At 67.5% G+C, this 13,261-nt stretch carries 14 protein-coding genes and 1 tRNA gene; 9 read left to right on the top strand and 6 right to left on the bottom strand.

What is annotated here, in order from left to right; genetic code table 11:
- The first annotated feature begins 8 nt into the window (after positions 1 to 8).
- Positions 9 to 84: transfer RNA gene (locus tag DFW101_RS05490), tRNA-Val, on the top strand.
- A gap of 57 nt (positions 85 to 141) precedes the next feature.
- Here DFW101_RS05490 and DFW101_RS05485 read toward each other — a convergent pair.
- Positions 142 to 480, bottom strand: coding sequence for a hypothetical protein (locus DFW101_RS05485; protein ID WP_009180524.1), 339 nt, complete (start codon positions 478 to 480; stop codon positions 142 to 144).
- Between the two features lie 127 nt (positions 481 to 607).
- On the opposite strand from DFW101_RS05485, the gene DFW101_RS05480 reads away from it, so the two are divergent.
- The 3 genes from DFW101_RS05480 to hemW all read left to right on the top strand — a co-directional run bounded on the left by DFW101_RS05480 (position 608) and on the right by hemW (position 2,873).
- Complete coding sequence (locus DFW101_RS05480) at positions 608 to 1,012, top strand: PaaI family thioesterase (RefSeq protein WP_009180523.1); 405 nt, start codon at positions 608 to 610, stop codon at positions 1,010 to 1,012.
- Complete coding sequence (locus DFW101_RS05475) at positions 1,009 to 1,479, top strand: tRNA (cytidine(34)-2'-O)-methyltransferase (protein WP_009180522.1); 471 nt, start codon at positions 1,009 to 1,011, stop codon at positions 1,477 to 1,479. The genes DFW101_RS05480 and DFW101_RS05475 overlap by 4 nt, the downstream gene beginning before the upstream one ends.
- A gap of 266 nt (positions 1,480 to 1,745) precedes the next feature.
- Positions 1,746 to 2,873 (top strand): radical SAM family heme chaperone HemW, encoded by a 1,128-nt coding sequence (gene hemW / locus DFW101_RS05470; RefSeq protein ID WP_009180521.1) that lies wholly within the window; start codon positions 1,746 to 1,748, stop codon positions 2,871 to 2,873.
- Here hemW and DFW101_RS05465 read toward each other — a convergent pair.
- Positions 2,867 to 4,234 (bottom strand): M23 family metallopeptidase, encoded by a 1,368-nt coding sequence (locus DFW101_RS05465; protein WP_009180520.1) that lies wholly within the window; start codon positions 4,232 to 4,234, stop codon positions 2,867 to 2,869. The two genes, hemW and DFW101_RS05465, sit on opposite strands and share 7 nt — an antisense overlap.
- Before the next feature lie 478 nt (positions 4,235 to 4,712).
- Between DFW101_RS05465 and DFW101_RS05460 the strand changes: the two genes are divergently transcribed.
- From DFW101_RS05460 to nadB, 5 genes are all read left to right on the top strand, one after another.
- The gene (locus tag DFW101_RS05460; RefSeq protein WP_009180519.1) at positions 4,713 to 5,261 is read left to right on the top strand and encodes a hypothetical protein; all 549 of its coding nucleotides are present in this window, start codon (positions 4,713 to 4,715) and stop codon (positions 5,259 to 5,261) included.
- 66 nt (positions 5,262 to 5,327) lie between these two features.
- On the top strand, positions 5,328 to 6,554 hold the full coding sequence (locus DFW101_RS05455) for a replication-associated recombination protein A (RefSeq protein ID WP_009180518.1): 1,227 nt from the start codon (positions 5,328 to 5,330) through the stop codon (positions 6,552 to 6,554).
- 357 nt (positions 6,555 to 6,911) lie between these two features.
- On the top strand, positions 6,912 to 7,805 hold the full coding sequence (gene nadC, locus DFW101_RS05450) for a carboxylating nicotinate-nucleotide diphosphorylase (RefSeq protein WP_043643201.1): 894 nt from the start codon (positions 6,912 to 6,914) through the stop codon (positions 7,803 to 7,805).
- Positions 7,802 to 8,833, top strand: a complete 1,032-nt coding sequence (gene nadA, locus DFW101_RS05445; RefSeq protein ID WP_009180516.1) for a quinolinate synthase NadA — start codon at positions 7,802 to 7,804, stop codon at positions 8,831 to 8,833. The genes nadC and nadA overlap by 4 nt, the downstream gene beginning before the upstream one ends.
- Positions 8,834 to 8,865: 32 nt before the next feature.
- Complete coding sequence (nadB, locus tag DFW101_RS05440) at positions 8,866 to 10,446, top strand: L-aspartate oxidase (RefSeq protein WP_009180515.1); 1,581 nt, start codon at positions 8,866 to 8,868, stop codon at positions 10,444 to 10,446.
- A 161-nt stretch (positions 10,447 to 10,607) separates the two neighbouring features.
- On the opposite strand, the gene DFW101_RS05435 is transcribed toward nadB, so the two are convergent.
- The 4 genes from DFW101_RS05435 to DFW101_RS05420 form a co-directional block, all read right to left on the bottom strand.
- On the bottom strand, positions 10,608 to 10,979 hold the full coding sequence (locus DFW101_RS05435) for a hypothetical protein (protein ID WP_009180514.1): 372 nt from the start codon (positions 10,977 to 10,979) through the stop codon (positions 10,608 to 10,610).
- A 216-nt stretch (positions 10,980 to 11,195) separates the two neighbouring features.
- Entirely contained in the window at positions 11,196 to 11,837 is a 642-nt protein-coding gene (locus DFW101_RS05430; RefSeq protein WP_198285079.1) for a tetratricopeptide repeat protein, read from the bottom strand.
- Entirely contained in the window at positions 11,834 to 12,211 is a 378-nt protein-coding gene (locus DFW101_RS05425; protein ID WP_009180512.1) for a PilZ domain-containing protein, read from the bottom strand. Before DFW101_RS05425 ends, DFW101_RS05430 begins: the two co-directional genes overlap by 4 nt.
- A gap of 253 nt (positions 12,212 to 12,464) precedes the next feature.
- Positions 12,465 to 13,214, bottom strand: coding sequence for a 16S rRNA (uracil(1498)-N(3))-methyltransferase (locus DFW101_RS05420; protein ID WP_009180511.1), 750 nt, complete (start codon positions 13,212 to 13,214; stop codon positions 12,465 to 12,467).
- Between the last annotated feature and the right edge of the window lie 47 nt (positions 13,215 to 13,261).

Genomic DNA, 13,261 nt, shown 5'->3' with positions numbered 1-13,261 from the left:
TCTTCGACGGGCGATTAACTCAGCGGTTAGAGTGCCATCTTCACACGGTGGAAGTCCGGGGTTCAAATCCCCGATCGCCCACCACCGACACCAAACGGAACGCCTCGCTTTGCGGGGCGTTTTTGTTTTGCCCTGCGTGGCCTATTGGATGCCACGGGTCCGGAAGTCCTGGATCTTGGCGTAGGAGTCCGCGATCTTCGCCTTCTGCCCCTCGATCTCGTGCACGTAGTACTGCTTGAGGATGCGGATCTCCTCGCGCCGCCTGGCCGAGGCCGGATCGTTGGCCACGGTCGCGCGCATCTCGGCGTCGTAGGCCAGGATCGTCTTCTCGTAGTCCGCGATGGTCTTTTTGGACGTCTCGATGAAGCGGGCCAGATCGGCCGGGCCCGGGGGCGCGGCCAGGGCCACGGCGGCCGGACAGGCCGACAGCACGGCCCAGAGAAGCAGGGCCAGCAGGGCAGGGAGCGCAAAACGCACCATGGCAGCCTCCGTAGGGATTGGGCAGGCCATGACTATAGCCCCATTCCCCCGGCTTGACAAACGACTCCCCCCGGCGTTTCATCCCGACCTTTTAAGGAAAAGCCCACCACAGCCAAAGGATTTCCGCATGGATATGCAGTGGTTTCTCGAACGCGACCCTTTTGCCGGCCTCCTCGGCATCCGCCTGGTTGAAGCCGCGCCGGGCTATGCCAAGACCGCCATGGACCTGACCGACCGCCACAAGAACGGGGCCGGCGTCGCCCACGGCGGCGCCGTCTTCAGCCTGGCCGACCTGGCTTTTGCCGTGGCCGCCAACAGCCACGGCAAGCTGAGCCTGGCCGTGGCCGCGTCCATCTCCTACGTCAAGGCCGGCACGGGCAAGACGCTTTACGCCGAAGCCCGCGAAGTCTCGCTCGGCGGCAAGATGGCCACTTACGCCATCACCATCACCAACGACGCCGGCGACGCCGTGGCCGCCTTCCAGGGCACCGTCTACCGCAAGGACATGCCCTACACCAAGGAGACGGCGTGATCGAAGTCGTCCTTTTCGAGCCGGAAATCCCCCAGAACACCGGCAGCGTCGCAAGGCTCTGCGCGGCGACCAAGACTCCGCTCCACCTCATCAAGCCGCTCGGCTTCTCCCTGGCCGACCGCTACCTGAAGCGGGCCGGCCTCGACTACTGGCCCCACGTCAACCTGACCGTCTGGGACAACTTCGACGCCTTCCGCGCGGCCCGGCCGCAGTCCCGCATCGTGGCCACCACGGCCGGAAACCGGGGCCACACGCCCGCCGCCTACCACGTCTTCGCCTACCGGCCGGACGACGCCCTGGTTTTCGGCACCGAAAGCCGGGGACTGCCCGAATCCCTCCTCGACACCGCCGGAGCCAGACTGCGCATCCCCATCTGGGGACAGGTCCGCAGCCTCAACCTGGCCAACGCCGCCTCGGTCGTGCTCTACGAGGCCTTGCGCGCGGTAGGGGCGCTGGAAGGGAAGTAGGAGGCGGGATGGGGGGAGAGGGAAGATGCCTCCGGCGGCCGGGAGGGGGTCACCCCCTCCCGGACCCTCCCGAATAGGGGGGCCTGCCTAGCCGCAATCAAGCCGGCGACGCCCCCGCCCACGACCACACTCCCTCATGTCTACCCAAAACCCCGCCCAGGGGGTCCGGGGGGGATGATCCCCCCCGCCCGCCGGAGGCATCTTCCTCCCCCGCACCCTCGCAACTTGCGACCGTCCGCGATTGCGCCTAAGGACGGGGCATCGCCATGCTGCTCTATATCCACGTACCGTTTTGCCGGGGCAAGTGCCGGTACTGCTCGTTCGTCTCCAGGCCCATGGACATGGCCGAGGTCGAGGTCTTTGCGGCCGCGCTGCCGCTGGAGATGCGGCACTGGGGGAAAAAGCTCGGCCGGCCCAGGGTGGAGACGGTCTATTTCGGCGGCGGCACGCCGAGCCTGCTCCCGCCGTGGGCCCTTTCCAGGATCATCCCCGAGATCGGGCGGCACTTCGACCTGGACCCGGCCGTGGAGTGGACTTTCGAGGCCAATCCGGATTCGGCCCTGGACGGGCAGTACTTAAAGTCCCTCTTGAAGTATGGCGTCAACCGCCTGAGTCTTGGGGTGCAGAGCCTGTCGGACACGGACCTGCGGTTTCTGGGGCGCCCCCACGACGCGGCCGGGGCGGTGGCGGCCTATGGCCTGGCCCGGCAGGTGGGGTTTAAAAACATCAGCCTGGATTTCATTTGGGGCCTGCCGGGCCAGCGCGAGGCGGCCTGGCTGGAGACGCTCAAGGTCGCGGTCAACCTGCGGCCCGAGCACCTGTCCTGCTACGGGCTGACCGTCGAGCCCGGCACGCCCCTGGCCGAGGACGTGGCCGCCGGGGGGGTGGCCCTGCCCCCGGAGGGCGAGCAGGGGCGGATGTTCGTGCACGGCGCGGAGTTTCTCGAGGAGCAGGGCTACCTGCAGTACGAGATCTCGAATTTCGCCCGTATGGGTTTCATGAGCCGCCACAACTCGGGCTACTGGGAGGGCAGGGACTACCTGGGCCTCGGGCCCGGGGCGGTTTCGACCCTGGGGGGCCTTCGGTTCGAGAATCCGGGAGACGTGCGCCAGTGGGCGGCCTTGGCCAGGGCGGGCAAATGCGGCCAGGCGGCCGAGGCGCTCACCCCGGCCGAGCGGGTCCGGGAAATGGTCATGCTGTCCTTGCGTACGGCCAAGGGCCTGCGTCTGGCCGCCTACCGCAAGGCCACGGGCCGCGACTTCATCAAGGATAACGAGGCGCTTGTCACGGCCCTGCGCCAAAAGGACCTGATCCGCCTGAGCGCCGGCCACCTGCGGCTGACCAAAAACGGCTTTCTGGTCAGCAACGTCATCCTGGAGCGCCTGGCCTACTGAAGGCGCCGCACGTTTTTGGGTTCGCGATCAGCCAGGACCTTGGACTCGGGATCGCGGTCGAGGAGGGCGGCCAGCCGCCCGGCTTCCCGTTTGAACGCGGCCAGCCGGGCGGCGGGCAGGGGATCGGCCTGCATTTCCGGATTGGCCAGGGCGTTGACGGGCTGGCCGTTTTTGTAAATGCGGAAATCCAGGTGCGGCCCCGTGGCCAGGCCGGTCTGGCCGACGTAGCCGATGGTCTCGCCCTGGGCGACCTTGGTCCCCTTGTCGAGTCCCTTGGCGAAGCGGCTCAGGTGATTGTAGCGGGTGACCCAGGTCGCGCCGTGGCGCACGGTGACGTAGTTGCCGGCGGCCGCGTTGCGGCCCCGCTCGACCACCACGCCGTCGCCGACGCTCCAGACCGGAGTGCCGGTGGGGGCGGCGTAGTCCACGCCGAAATGGGCCTTGCGCACATTGAGGATGGGGTGCAGGCGCGAGCCACTAAAACCCGAGGTGATGCGCAGAAAGGACAAGGGTGCGCGCAGGAAGGCCTTGCGGAGCGGCCGGCCCGACGCGTCGCAATATTCCGTGCGCCCGGCCGCCACGGGCAGGGCGAAGCCCTCGTGGGTCTTGCCCTGGTTGGTGAACCGGGCGGCCAGCACCCTCCCCAGGCCGATGAATTTCCCGTCCACGTAGCGTTTTTCCACCACGGCCCGGAAGGTGTCTCCCGGTTGCACGTCGTTGCAGAAATCGATGTCGCAGGCAAAGACCTCGGCCAGGGCCGCGGCCGTCCCGGCGTCCCCGCCGGCCGCTTCCACGGCTTGAAAGAGGCTTGAGTCCACGGTGCCGGCCAGCACCGCCTGCCGGGTCTCCTGCTCTTTGGTCTCCACCCGGGCCAGGAGCTTGCCGGCCGCGCTGTCGATGACCAGGGTCTCGGTGGGGCTGATTTCGTACTCGAAGGAAACGAGTTCCTGGTCGCGGACCGTGAGCCGGTAGGGCTGGCCGGGCTGGATGCGGGCCAGGGAAGCGTCGGCCGGGTCGCGGAGGGCGGCCAGGAGGCCGGCGTCCAGGTAGTCGCCGAGGATGCCGCCGAGCGTCTGGCCGGACTTGACCGCGCCGGAGAGCACCTCTTCGGACGGATCCTCCTCGGTGCGGGCAAACAGGTTGTCGCGCGGTTCGCAGAGGGCGTCGGCCCAGGGCGGGCAGGCTTCGACGAGGAGCGCCGGCGGTCCCTGGAAGACCGGCTGCGGCTGTGCGGGGAAAAAAACGGACAGCCCGGCCGCGCCGCCAAGAAGGACCAGCAGGGCCAGGGACAGGGCCAGGCCGTGGGCCCGGCTTCCTTGCAGCAGACGGGACAGAAAGCTTCGTACGGAAAATGACGCCATTGTCGCCTCATGAACGGTTGGCGGTTGCTGGGTGCCGCTCCAGGGCGGCGGGACACCGGGCCGGAACGGCTGGGCGCCGGGTCGGAGCCGCAACCCCTTGCCTGGTCAGGCAAGAAGAAAGGCTGTCCGCTGCCGGCCTTGTGTGACGATCGCATGAAAACATCATTGGGGAGGTGGCGCACAATAGCACCGTTCGGCTTGGGGTCAACCAGGTGAACTATTTTTAACAATCCATAGTACTGGAAGCGTATCCAATGATAGTGCAATGAATTATTTTTCATGAATATGTTTCTGCACTGTTGATTTTTTGGAATACCTGTTGATATTTTCGAGTGTCTGCAGTCGTCGCCCGTGTTGTTTTTGGGGAAATTGATGTTGCGGTTGAAAAATCTACGTGCTTTGAACGGGACTGTGGTGTAGTTTCCGGCCACGCCCGGCCGGGGCGATGCGGCAAGCGGAAAAATGGCCGGAGGTGGGCATGGCGCGATCGGGAATCCGGGGATGGCTTGGCCTGGCCCTCGTGGCCGCAATGGCGGCCTGTTCCCGGCCGGTCGAACCGCCGCCCGGGGCGGCCGGACTGGCCTTTGGCGATCCGCCGCCGGCCGGTCTCGTGGCCGTGGCCGTGCCGCTGCCGGACGACGTGGCCGGCAGGCTGCGGTTTTTCACCCGCCCCGACCAGACCGAAACGTTTCTCGGCATCGCCCTGGCCGAGCCGGTGCTGGCCTTTTTCGAGGAACGGTTTTTTTCCCTGTCCGCCGCCCTGGCCGACCCGGCCGACGGGCCCGGGCTCCGCGAGCGCCTGACCCGGGCCTACGGGCCGGGCTATTGCCGCGATACGGCCAAACTGGCAGTCTGCCTGTGGCGCACTGCCGACGTGGATATGGTCCTGGAGACACCGGCGGACGGGGCCTCCCGGTTCATGGTCCGCCACCGTTCCCTGGCCGGACTGGTGGCCGCGGCCACCGGCCCGGACCGGACGGTCGGCCTGGAAAGCGCGCCGGAACCGGTCCGGGCGCCAGGGCGATAACCCGGGTCCGGCCCACCCCGGCCCATCGGGGCGGCCGGACCGCCAAATACCGCAAGAAAGGCATCCATGGATTTGCTTGGCAACGAAAAGCGGCCCCTGGCCGAACGGATACGGCCCCAGTCGCTCACCGACTTCGTGGGCCAGACTCACGTCATTTCCCGCCTGGAAACCATGCTGGCCGCGCCGCGCCTGCCGAGCCTGCTCCTTTTCGGGCCGCCGGGCTGCGGCAAGTCCACGCTGGCCCTGATCCTGGCCCGGGCCAAGGGCCGGCCCTACGTGCGGGTCAGCGCGCCCGAGGCCGGCCTGGCCACGCTTCGGGAGCTCATCAAGGGCAAGGAAATTTTGATCCTCGACGAGCTGCACCGGTTTTCCAAGGCCCAGCAGGACTTTTTCCTGCCGCTTCTGGAGACCGGCGAGATGGTGCTTTTGGCCACGACCACGGAAAATCCCTCTTTTTCCGTGACCCGCCAGCTCCTCTCCCGGCTCCACGTCCTGCGGCTGCGGCCGCTTTCCCACGGCGAGCTGATGCTCCTGGCCGAGCGCGGGGCCAAGGCGGCCGGCCTGGACTTGGCCCGGGAGAGCCTCGACGCCATTGCCCTTCTGTCTTCGGGCGACGGGCGCACGCTGTTAAACCTCGTGGAATTCGTGGCCGCCCTGCCCGAGGAGAAGCGGGCTCCGGAGGAGCTTAAAAAGCACCTGCCCGAAGCCCTCGCCCGGGGCGACCGGGACGGGGATTCCCACTACGAGCTGGCCTCGGCCATGATCAAGTCCATCCGGGGCAGCGACCCGGATGCGGCCCTTTATTACCTGGCCTGCCTGTTGGAGTCGGGCGAGGACCCGCGTTTTTGCTGCCGCCGACTTATGATCTCGGCCTCCGAGGATATCGGGCTGGCCGACCCCATGGCCTTGCCCCTGGCCGTTTCGGCGGCCGAGGCCGTGGAGCGGATCGGCATGCCCGAGGGGTTCATTCCCCTGGCCCAGACCGTGGTCTACCTGGCGCTGGCCCCCAAGAGCAACACCACCTACGCCGCCTATCTCTCCGCCAAAAAAGAGATCATGCAGGGGGGCCTGAAGCCCGTGCCCCTGCATCTGCGCAATCCCTCCACCCGCCTCCAGCGGGAGTGGGGGTTCGGCAAGGGGTACAAGTATCCCCACGCCTATCCCGAGGCCTGGGTGGAACAGGACTACCTGCCCGAAGAACTGGTCGGCCGCCAGTTCTACACGGCCAAGGACCAGGGCATGGAGCCGCGTCTGGCCGCCCGGCTGGCCCGGCTGCGAAAACGGCAAGGCTAGGGAGGCGGCCGGCGCAAGGCCATTTTACCCACCCCGCGGGCCGGGCGGGACATTGTGACCCGCGGCCGGAATCCGGCGAGGCAGGGGAGATTTTCCCCGGAGCCGGGGCGCTTGCCGGGATGGGCCCTTTCGCCGCCGCCGGCCGGCCGGTCCTTGCCGGGACAAATGTCGCCACCGGCCTCCCTTGCCGGCCCGGAGCAAAAAAGCTATTTTTTTCACGGCGGCGCGTCATCGAAGGGACGCGCCCTCTTCCCGGAGGGACACGCGGCGCGGCCGGCCCGGTCCTTCCCCCACCCGGTTGCGGTCCGACGCGCCATGCGTCGGGCCCCGGCCCTGACCAACGGATGCGGTGAGTCCATGACCGACCCCCGTTTCGAAGCCTATTTCACGGGCCCGGCCCGGCAGTTCCTGGTGCGGGCCATCGACCTGGCCCTGGAGGAGGATGGCGACGACCTGACCTCCATGGCGGTGTTTTCCCCGGGCGACCGGCTGGCCGCGCGCATCGTGGCCAAGGAGGACACCCTCGTCGCCGGGTTGCCCATCCTGCCCCTGGTCGTTTCGCGCCTGGGCGAGGCCGAACGCTGCACCCTCTCCTTCCTGGCCGCCGACGGCGACCGCGTGCCCGACCGGACCGTGGTCGCGGCCATGGAGGGCCCGGCCATCACCATGCTCAAGGCCGAGCGGGTCATGCTCAACTTCCTGTGCCACCTCTCCGGCATCGCCAACGCTGTGGCCCGGGCCGTGGCCGCCCTGGCCGGGACCCGGACCCGGCTCCTCGACACCCGAAAGACCTTGCCAGGGCTGCGCTATCCGGAAAAATACGCGGTCGTGGTCGGCGGCGGCGTCAACCACCGCAAGGACCTCTCCGAGATGCTGATGTTCAAGGACAACCATATCGACCGGGCCGGCGGCATCCCCCAAGCCATGGCCGCCTTGCGCAAAGCCTACCAAAATCGTATGGATTCGATGCCGCCCGTGGAGATCGAATGCCGAACCCTGGCCGAGGTGGGGCAAGCCGTGGCCGAGAAGCCCCGACGGATCATGCTCGACAACATGGATCACGACACCATGCGGGCGGCCCTCTCCATGGTGCCGGCCGGCATCGAGACCGAGGTCAGCGGCGGGGTGGACGTGGCCGCCCTGGCCGGCATCGGGGCCCTTGGCCCGGATTTCGTGTCGGTCGGGCGGATCACCCATTCCGCCAAGAGCGCGGACTTCAGCATGCTGCTTCAGGAGACGGCCTCATCATGAACACCTTCCTTGCGGAAAAAATCACGGATATCCGCCGCCAGCGCGGCAGCGACCTGGCCATCCTGGCCCACCACTACCAGCACGACGACGTGGTGGCCCACGCCGACATCCTGGGCGATTCCCTGGAGCTCTCCCGCAAGATTTCGTCGCTGGCCGCCCGGGACATCGTCTTTTGCGGCGTCTTTTTCATGGCCGAGACGGCGGCCATGCTGGCCAAGCCCGGCCAGCGCATCCACATCCCGGCCCGGGACGCGGCCTGCGTCATGTCCGAGATGGCTCCGGCAGCCCTGGTCGAGACGGTCCTGGCCCGGCTCGAGGCGGCGGGCAAACACGTTTTGCCGCTGACCTACGTCAACTCTTCGGCCGCGGTGAAGGCCGTGGTCGGGGCCCGGGGCGGGGCGGTGTGCACCTCGGCCAATGCCGGGAAGATGCTCCGGTGGGCACTGGACCAGGGGCGGGGCGTGCTTTTCCTGCCGGACAAGATGCTTGGGCAAAACACCTGCGACGCCCTCGGCGTGTCGCCGGAGCGGCGGCACATCCTGGACGTCCGGAGCAACGGGGCCCGGATCGACTTCTCGGCCGCCATGGCGGCCGAGGTGCTCCTGTGGCCCGGCCAGTGCGTCATCCACGCACGCTTCAAGGCCCGGGACATCGAGGCCGTGCGGCAAAAAAATCCGGCCGCCAAGGTGGTGGTCCACCCCGAGTGTTCGCCGGAGACGGTCAAGGCCGCCGACGCGGCCGGCTCCACCTCGTTTATCATCAAGTACGTGGCCGAGGCCCCGGCCGGGGCGGACATCGTGATCGGCACGGAGATCAACCTCGTCCGGCGTCTGGCCAACAAGTACCGGGGCGAGAAGACCGTCCGGCCGCTGTGCCTTTCCGCCTGCTCGAACATGGGCAAGGGGACCGAGGAAAATTTGCTGGCCACGCTCGTCGGCCTGGATACGGCCGAGCCGGTGACCGTGCCGGAGGCGGTGCGCGCCCCGGCCACGGCGGCCGTCACGCGGATGCTGGAAGTGTCGGCCTGATCATCCGGACCGGGCCTAACCGGGAGAATCCCATGGTTTACCGCATGCATGCCAATGCCCTGGTCGTGGGCTCGGGCGTGGCTGGACTGACCGCCGCCCTGACCCTGGCCGATGCCGGGCTCGAGGTGATCGTCCTGACGTCGGGCGAGGATCTCGACGACGGCAACAGCGCCCTGGCCCAGGGCGGCATCGTCTTTCGGGGGGCCGACGATTCGCCGCAGCTCCTCGAACGCGACATCCTGACCTGCGGCTGGCGCTACAATTCGCCCCGGGCCGTCAAGTACCTGGCCAAGCGTGGCCCGCAGGTGGTCCAGGAGCTCTTGATCGATCGCCTGCACCTGCCCTTCGACCACAAGGCCGACAGCCAGGAGTACCACATGGGCAAGGAGGGCGGCCACAGCGTGGCCCGCATCCTCCACATGGCCGACCGGACCGGACGCGGCATCATGGAAGGGCTCATGGCCGCGGTGAAGGCCAACCCGGCCATCCGGGTCCTGGCCCGGCGCACGGCCGTGGACCTCCTTACCTCGCACCACCACGCCACGCTCCTGGAATTCAAGTACCAGCTTCTAAACCAGTGTCTGGGCGCGTATGTCTTAAACGAGGTCTCGGGCCAGGTGGAGACGATCCTGGCCGATTTCACGGTCCTGGCCACGGGCGGGTGCGGCCGGCTTTTTCTCCACACCTCCAACACCCGCTCCTCCATCGGTTCGGCCCTGGCCATGGCCTCCCGGGCCTTTGCCAAGGTCATGAACGTGGAATACGTGCAGTTTCACCCGACCACGCTCTTTCACCGGGCCGAGCGGCGGCTCCTTGTCACCGAAGCCCTTCGCGGTGAAGGGGCCAGGCTGGTGAACGCCTCGGGCGAGCCCTTCATGCAGCGCTACGACCCCCGGGCCGATCTGGCCCCGCGCGACATCGTCACCCGGGCCATCCTGGCCGAGATGCTCAAGACCGACCAGGACTGCGTCTACCTGGACGTGGCCAATTACGTGAAAAACCTGGAGCAGCACTTCCCGACCGTCCACAAGGGCTGCCTCCAGCTTGGCATCGACATCACCAGGCAGCCCATTCCGGTGGTGCCGGCGGCCCACTACTTCTGCGGCGGCGTCCTGACCGACAACGCCGGCCGCACCACCCTGGAGCGGCTCTATGCCGCGGGCGAATGCGCCTGCACGGGCCTGCACGGGGCCAACCGGCTGGCCAGCACCTCGCTGCTGGAATGTCTCTTGTGGGGCTACAGCGTGGGCCATGACATCGGCAAGCGGGCCGGGCACAAGGCGGCGCTTGGCCGCAGGCTGGTGGACAGCATCCCGGACTGGGTGAGCCCGGGGTCCAACCGCAACGAGGACCCGGCCCTCATTGCCCAGGACTGGGCCACCATCCGCAACACCATGTGGAACTACGTGGGCATCAACCGGTCGAGCTCGCGGCTCAAAAGGGCCTTCGAGGACCTGCGGGAACTCAACAAGCACATCCACGACTTCTACCGCGAAACGCCCATCTCCAAGGCCATCGTGGATCTCTTCCACGGCTGCCAGGCCGCCTACACCATCACCATCGCGGCCATGCAGAACAGAAGGTCGCTCGGCTGCCACTACCGGGTGGACTAGAACCTCCCGCCCATAACGACCAAAGGGCCGCGCAAGCGGCCCTTTGCGTTTTCCTTTTACGTGTGGCGCTCAACGTCTGGCCCGGCCTTTCCCCCGTCCAGGGGGTCCGGGGGGGATGATCCCCCCCGGCCGCCGAGGCTTTGCCCTCTCGATTCCCCGGCCTAGCTGCCGCCGGGGCGCGGACCGCCGCCCTGGGGCTGCTTGTTGTTGCCCTGGCAGGCGGCGTAGCCGAGGTTGCAGTTGTTGACGCAGTTGCCCACGCCGGCGCACATCATGACGCAACGCTGGTAGCTCTGCATGCAGGGATCGTTGCCGCCCTGGCCGCCGGGTTGCGCGGGCTGCATGCCTTGCTGGCCCTGGGGCTGGCGCTGCATGCCTTGCTGACCCTGGGGCGGTTGGCCCTGCATCATGCCCGGCCCCTGGGCCAGAAGAAGTTGGCCGTCCCCGCCAAGGGTCCCGGCCGAAACGGCCAGGGGAGCGCAGCAAAGGAGGGTCAGCGCGCCAATCAAAAGAAGTTTGTTGCCAATACCCATGGTGCACCTCGCGAGTGAGTGTTTATCCACACTGTCACAAAAGCATGGAGTCGGGTCCGCGTCAACCTTTCGTGAAAATCCGTCCCGGAAAAGGGTTCCGGACGGCGGGGGATGAAACCCGGCCTGGGAAGGTGGCGAAGGGCGAACGATGTTCCCGGCCGGCCTGTCCTTGCGGACAGGCCGGCTGCGGGAAGGCGGGATCGGCCCAGATAAGCGTCAGTCGAGGGGCGTTTTGGCCGAGGGGTCGAGTTTTTTGACTTGCAGGAAGTCTTCCCGGGCTTTTTCCGCGTCGCCGAGGGCTTCGTAGACCTTGCCCCGGTTGAGGAAGAGGTCCGGATCTTCGGCGTCGAGGGCGATGCCCATGGCGTAGTTGGCCAGGGCGCTTTGCAGGTTTCCCTTCTTGAACCAGGCCGCGCCCCGGTTGTTCAAGGCCTTGGCGTCGGTGACGTTGATTTCGAGGACGAGCGAATAGTCGCCGATGGCCTGGTCGTAGTGGTGCAGGCCAAACTGGCAATTGCCGCGGTTGTAGGCGGCCGGCGCGTAGTGGGGATTTTTGGCCAGGGCGGTGGTGTAGTCGGCGATGGCGGCGGGCAAGTCGCCCTCGGCCGCCTTGGCGCTGCCCCGGGCCGCAAAAAAGAGATAGGCCTGCTCTTCGGGCAGTTCGTTGGAATCGATGGCCTCGGTCAGATGGGTGACGGCCTTGGCGTAGTTCTCGTCGGCCAGGGCCTCAAGGCCCGCCTTGGCCTGCTCAAGCCCGCCGGCCGGGGCCGGACAGGGAAGACACAAGGCCGTCCAGGAAGCCAGGACGGCCAGGACGGCCAGCTGGAAACGACGGCCGAAGATCATGAAAAAGCTCAATCGTGCTCTCCCTCCCGGAGCGGTTCAAAGGCCGGGATCTGCAGTTCCTGGTCGATCTTGTCGGCATCCTCGGCGGAATACCGGACCATGTTGCGCAGGTGGAAAAAGGCGCTTTCGTCCATGCTTTCGAAATCGATGGCCATGCCGTCATGGCTGGAACGCACGATGGTGCCCTTGAGGCGGACCTTGATGTCCTTGGCCAGGCTGAAGACGACCGTGCACTCCCTGCCTGCGGCCAGGCGGGGCTCCGGGCAGAACAGCGCGCCCTTCATGCTGATGTTTTGGGTGCTGACCGGGATTTTTTCCCCGTCGATGTAGACATAGGCGTCAAACTGGGCGCACACCCGGCTGCGCCGGCGTTTATCCTCGTCCATGCGTTCCTCGTGGAGCCGTGCTGCGGCATCGCGGCGGTTTTCCGCGCGAGTGGGGCGCGGCAAGACGCCTATAACGGTTTCGCGGATTTTTAGAAAGCGGCAATCCGGCCGTTGGCCGGCAGGGGGATGCCCGGAGAGGCAGGCTGGCGGCGATTCCGGCCGCCCGGACGGGAACGTCATGGAAGCCGGCGCCACGGCCGGAAGGCGCGGTCAATCCCGGGCCGGGAACCGTGGCGTCGGGAGGGGACGGGCGTCAGGTGGGGCAGAGGGCGGATCCGCCTCCGGCGGCCAGGGCCAGGGCCAGGACGGCCAGGCCCGCCGTCTCCCAGCGCAGGACCCGGTCCCCGAGGCTTAGGGCGGCAAAGCCGGCGCTGACGCAGGTTTCGGCCTCGGCGTCCGTGAGTCCGCCTTCCGGACCGAGGACAAAAAGCGCGTTGCCCGGGACGGCCACGTCGGCCAGGGCCAGCCGCCGGGACAGGCCCGGGGCTTCCCACAGGAGGTAGCGGCGGTCGAATCCGCTCCCCAGGGCGGCCAGGCCGGCCGCACCGCCGGGCACAACCGAGAGGGCCGGCAGCCGGGCCGCGCCGCACTGCTTGGCCGCGGCCACGAGCGTTGCGGTCCAGGCCTCCTTGGGAACGGCCGGCATCCGGCCCTGGCTGTGTTCGGCCTGCCAGAAGACGATGCCGGCCGCGCCGAGTTCCACGGATTTTTCCAGGAAAAAGTCGCGTCTGGCCGAGCGGGAAAACCCGGCCGCCAGATGGAGGCGGCATTCGGGCCGCGGCGCTTCGGTCACGGACAGAACTTCCAGTTCCACGCGGTCCCGGGCTACATCCATGATGGTGAAAAGCCCTTCCCGGCCCAGGCCGTCAAAGGCCCGGACCACCTCGCCCGGCCGCTTGCGCAGGACCCGGACGCAGTGATGGGCCTCGCCGCCGGTCAGGGCAAAGGGCGCGGCAAAGGCCTCTGGCGGCAGATAAAATGCGTCCGGACGTCCCACAGTCATTCAACCTATTGGTGGCCTGTCAAAAAATTCGCCTCCTCTCTCTCCCC

The organism is Solidesulfovibrio carbinoliphilus subsp. oakridgensis (genome assembly GCF_000177215.2).
Taxonomy (GTDB): Bacteria; Desulfobacterota; Desulfovibrionia; order Desulfovibrionales; family Desulfovibrionaceae; genus Solidesulfovibrio; species Solidesulfovibrio carbinoliphilus.
This window is presented reverse-complemented; position numbering and strand designations above follow the sequence as displayed.

Coding starts and splice junctions, on each gene's coding strand:
- DFW101_RS05485 (WP_009180524.1), bottom strand. CDS start 480: ATGGTGCGTTTTGCGCTCCCTGCCCTGCTGGCCCTGCTTCTCTGGGCC.
- DFW101_RS05480 (WP_009180523.1), top strand. CDS start 608: ATGGATATGCAGTGGTTTCTCGAACGCGACCCTTTTGCCGGCCTCCTC.
- hemW (WP_009180521.1), top strand. CDS start 1,746: ATGCTGCTCTATATCCACGTACCGTTTTGCCGGGGCAAGTGCCGGTAC.
- DFW101_RS05465 (WP_009180520.1), bottom strand. CDS start 4,234: ATGGCGTCATTTTCCGTACGAAGCTTTCTGTCCCGTCTGCTGCAAGGA.
- DFW101_RS05460 (WP_009180519.1), top strand. CDS start 4,713: ATGGCGCGATCGGGAATCCGGGGATGGCTTGGCCTGGCCCTCGTGGCC.
- DFW101_RS05455 (WP_009180518.1), top strand. CDS start 5,328: ATGGATTTGCTTGGCAACGAAAAGCGGCCCCTGGCCGAACGGATACGG.
- nadC (WP_043643201.1), top strand. CDS start 6,912: ATGACCGACCCCCGTTTCGAAGCCTATTTCACGGGCCCGGCCCGGCAG.
- nadA (WP_009180516.1), top strand. CDS start 7,802: ATGAACACCTTCCTTGCGGAAAAAATCACGGATATCCGCCGCCAGCGC.
- nadB (WP_009180515.1), top strand. CDS start 8,866: ATGGTTTACCGCATGCATGCCAATGCCCTGGTCGTGGGCTCGGGCGTG.
- DFW101_RS05435 (WP_009180514.1), bottom strand. CDS start 10,979: ATGGGTATTGGCAACAAACTTCTTTTGATTGGCGCGCTGACCCTCCTT.
- DFW101_RS05425 (WP_009180512.1), bottom strand. CDS start 12,211: ATGGACGAGGATAAACGCCGGCGCAGCCGGGTGTGCGCCCAGTTTGAC.
- DFW101_RS05420 (WP_009180511.1), bottom strand. CDS start 13,214: ATGACTGTGGGACGTCCGGACGCATTTTATCTGCCGCCAGAGGCCTTT.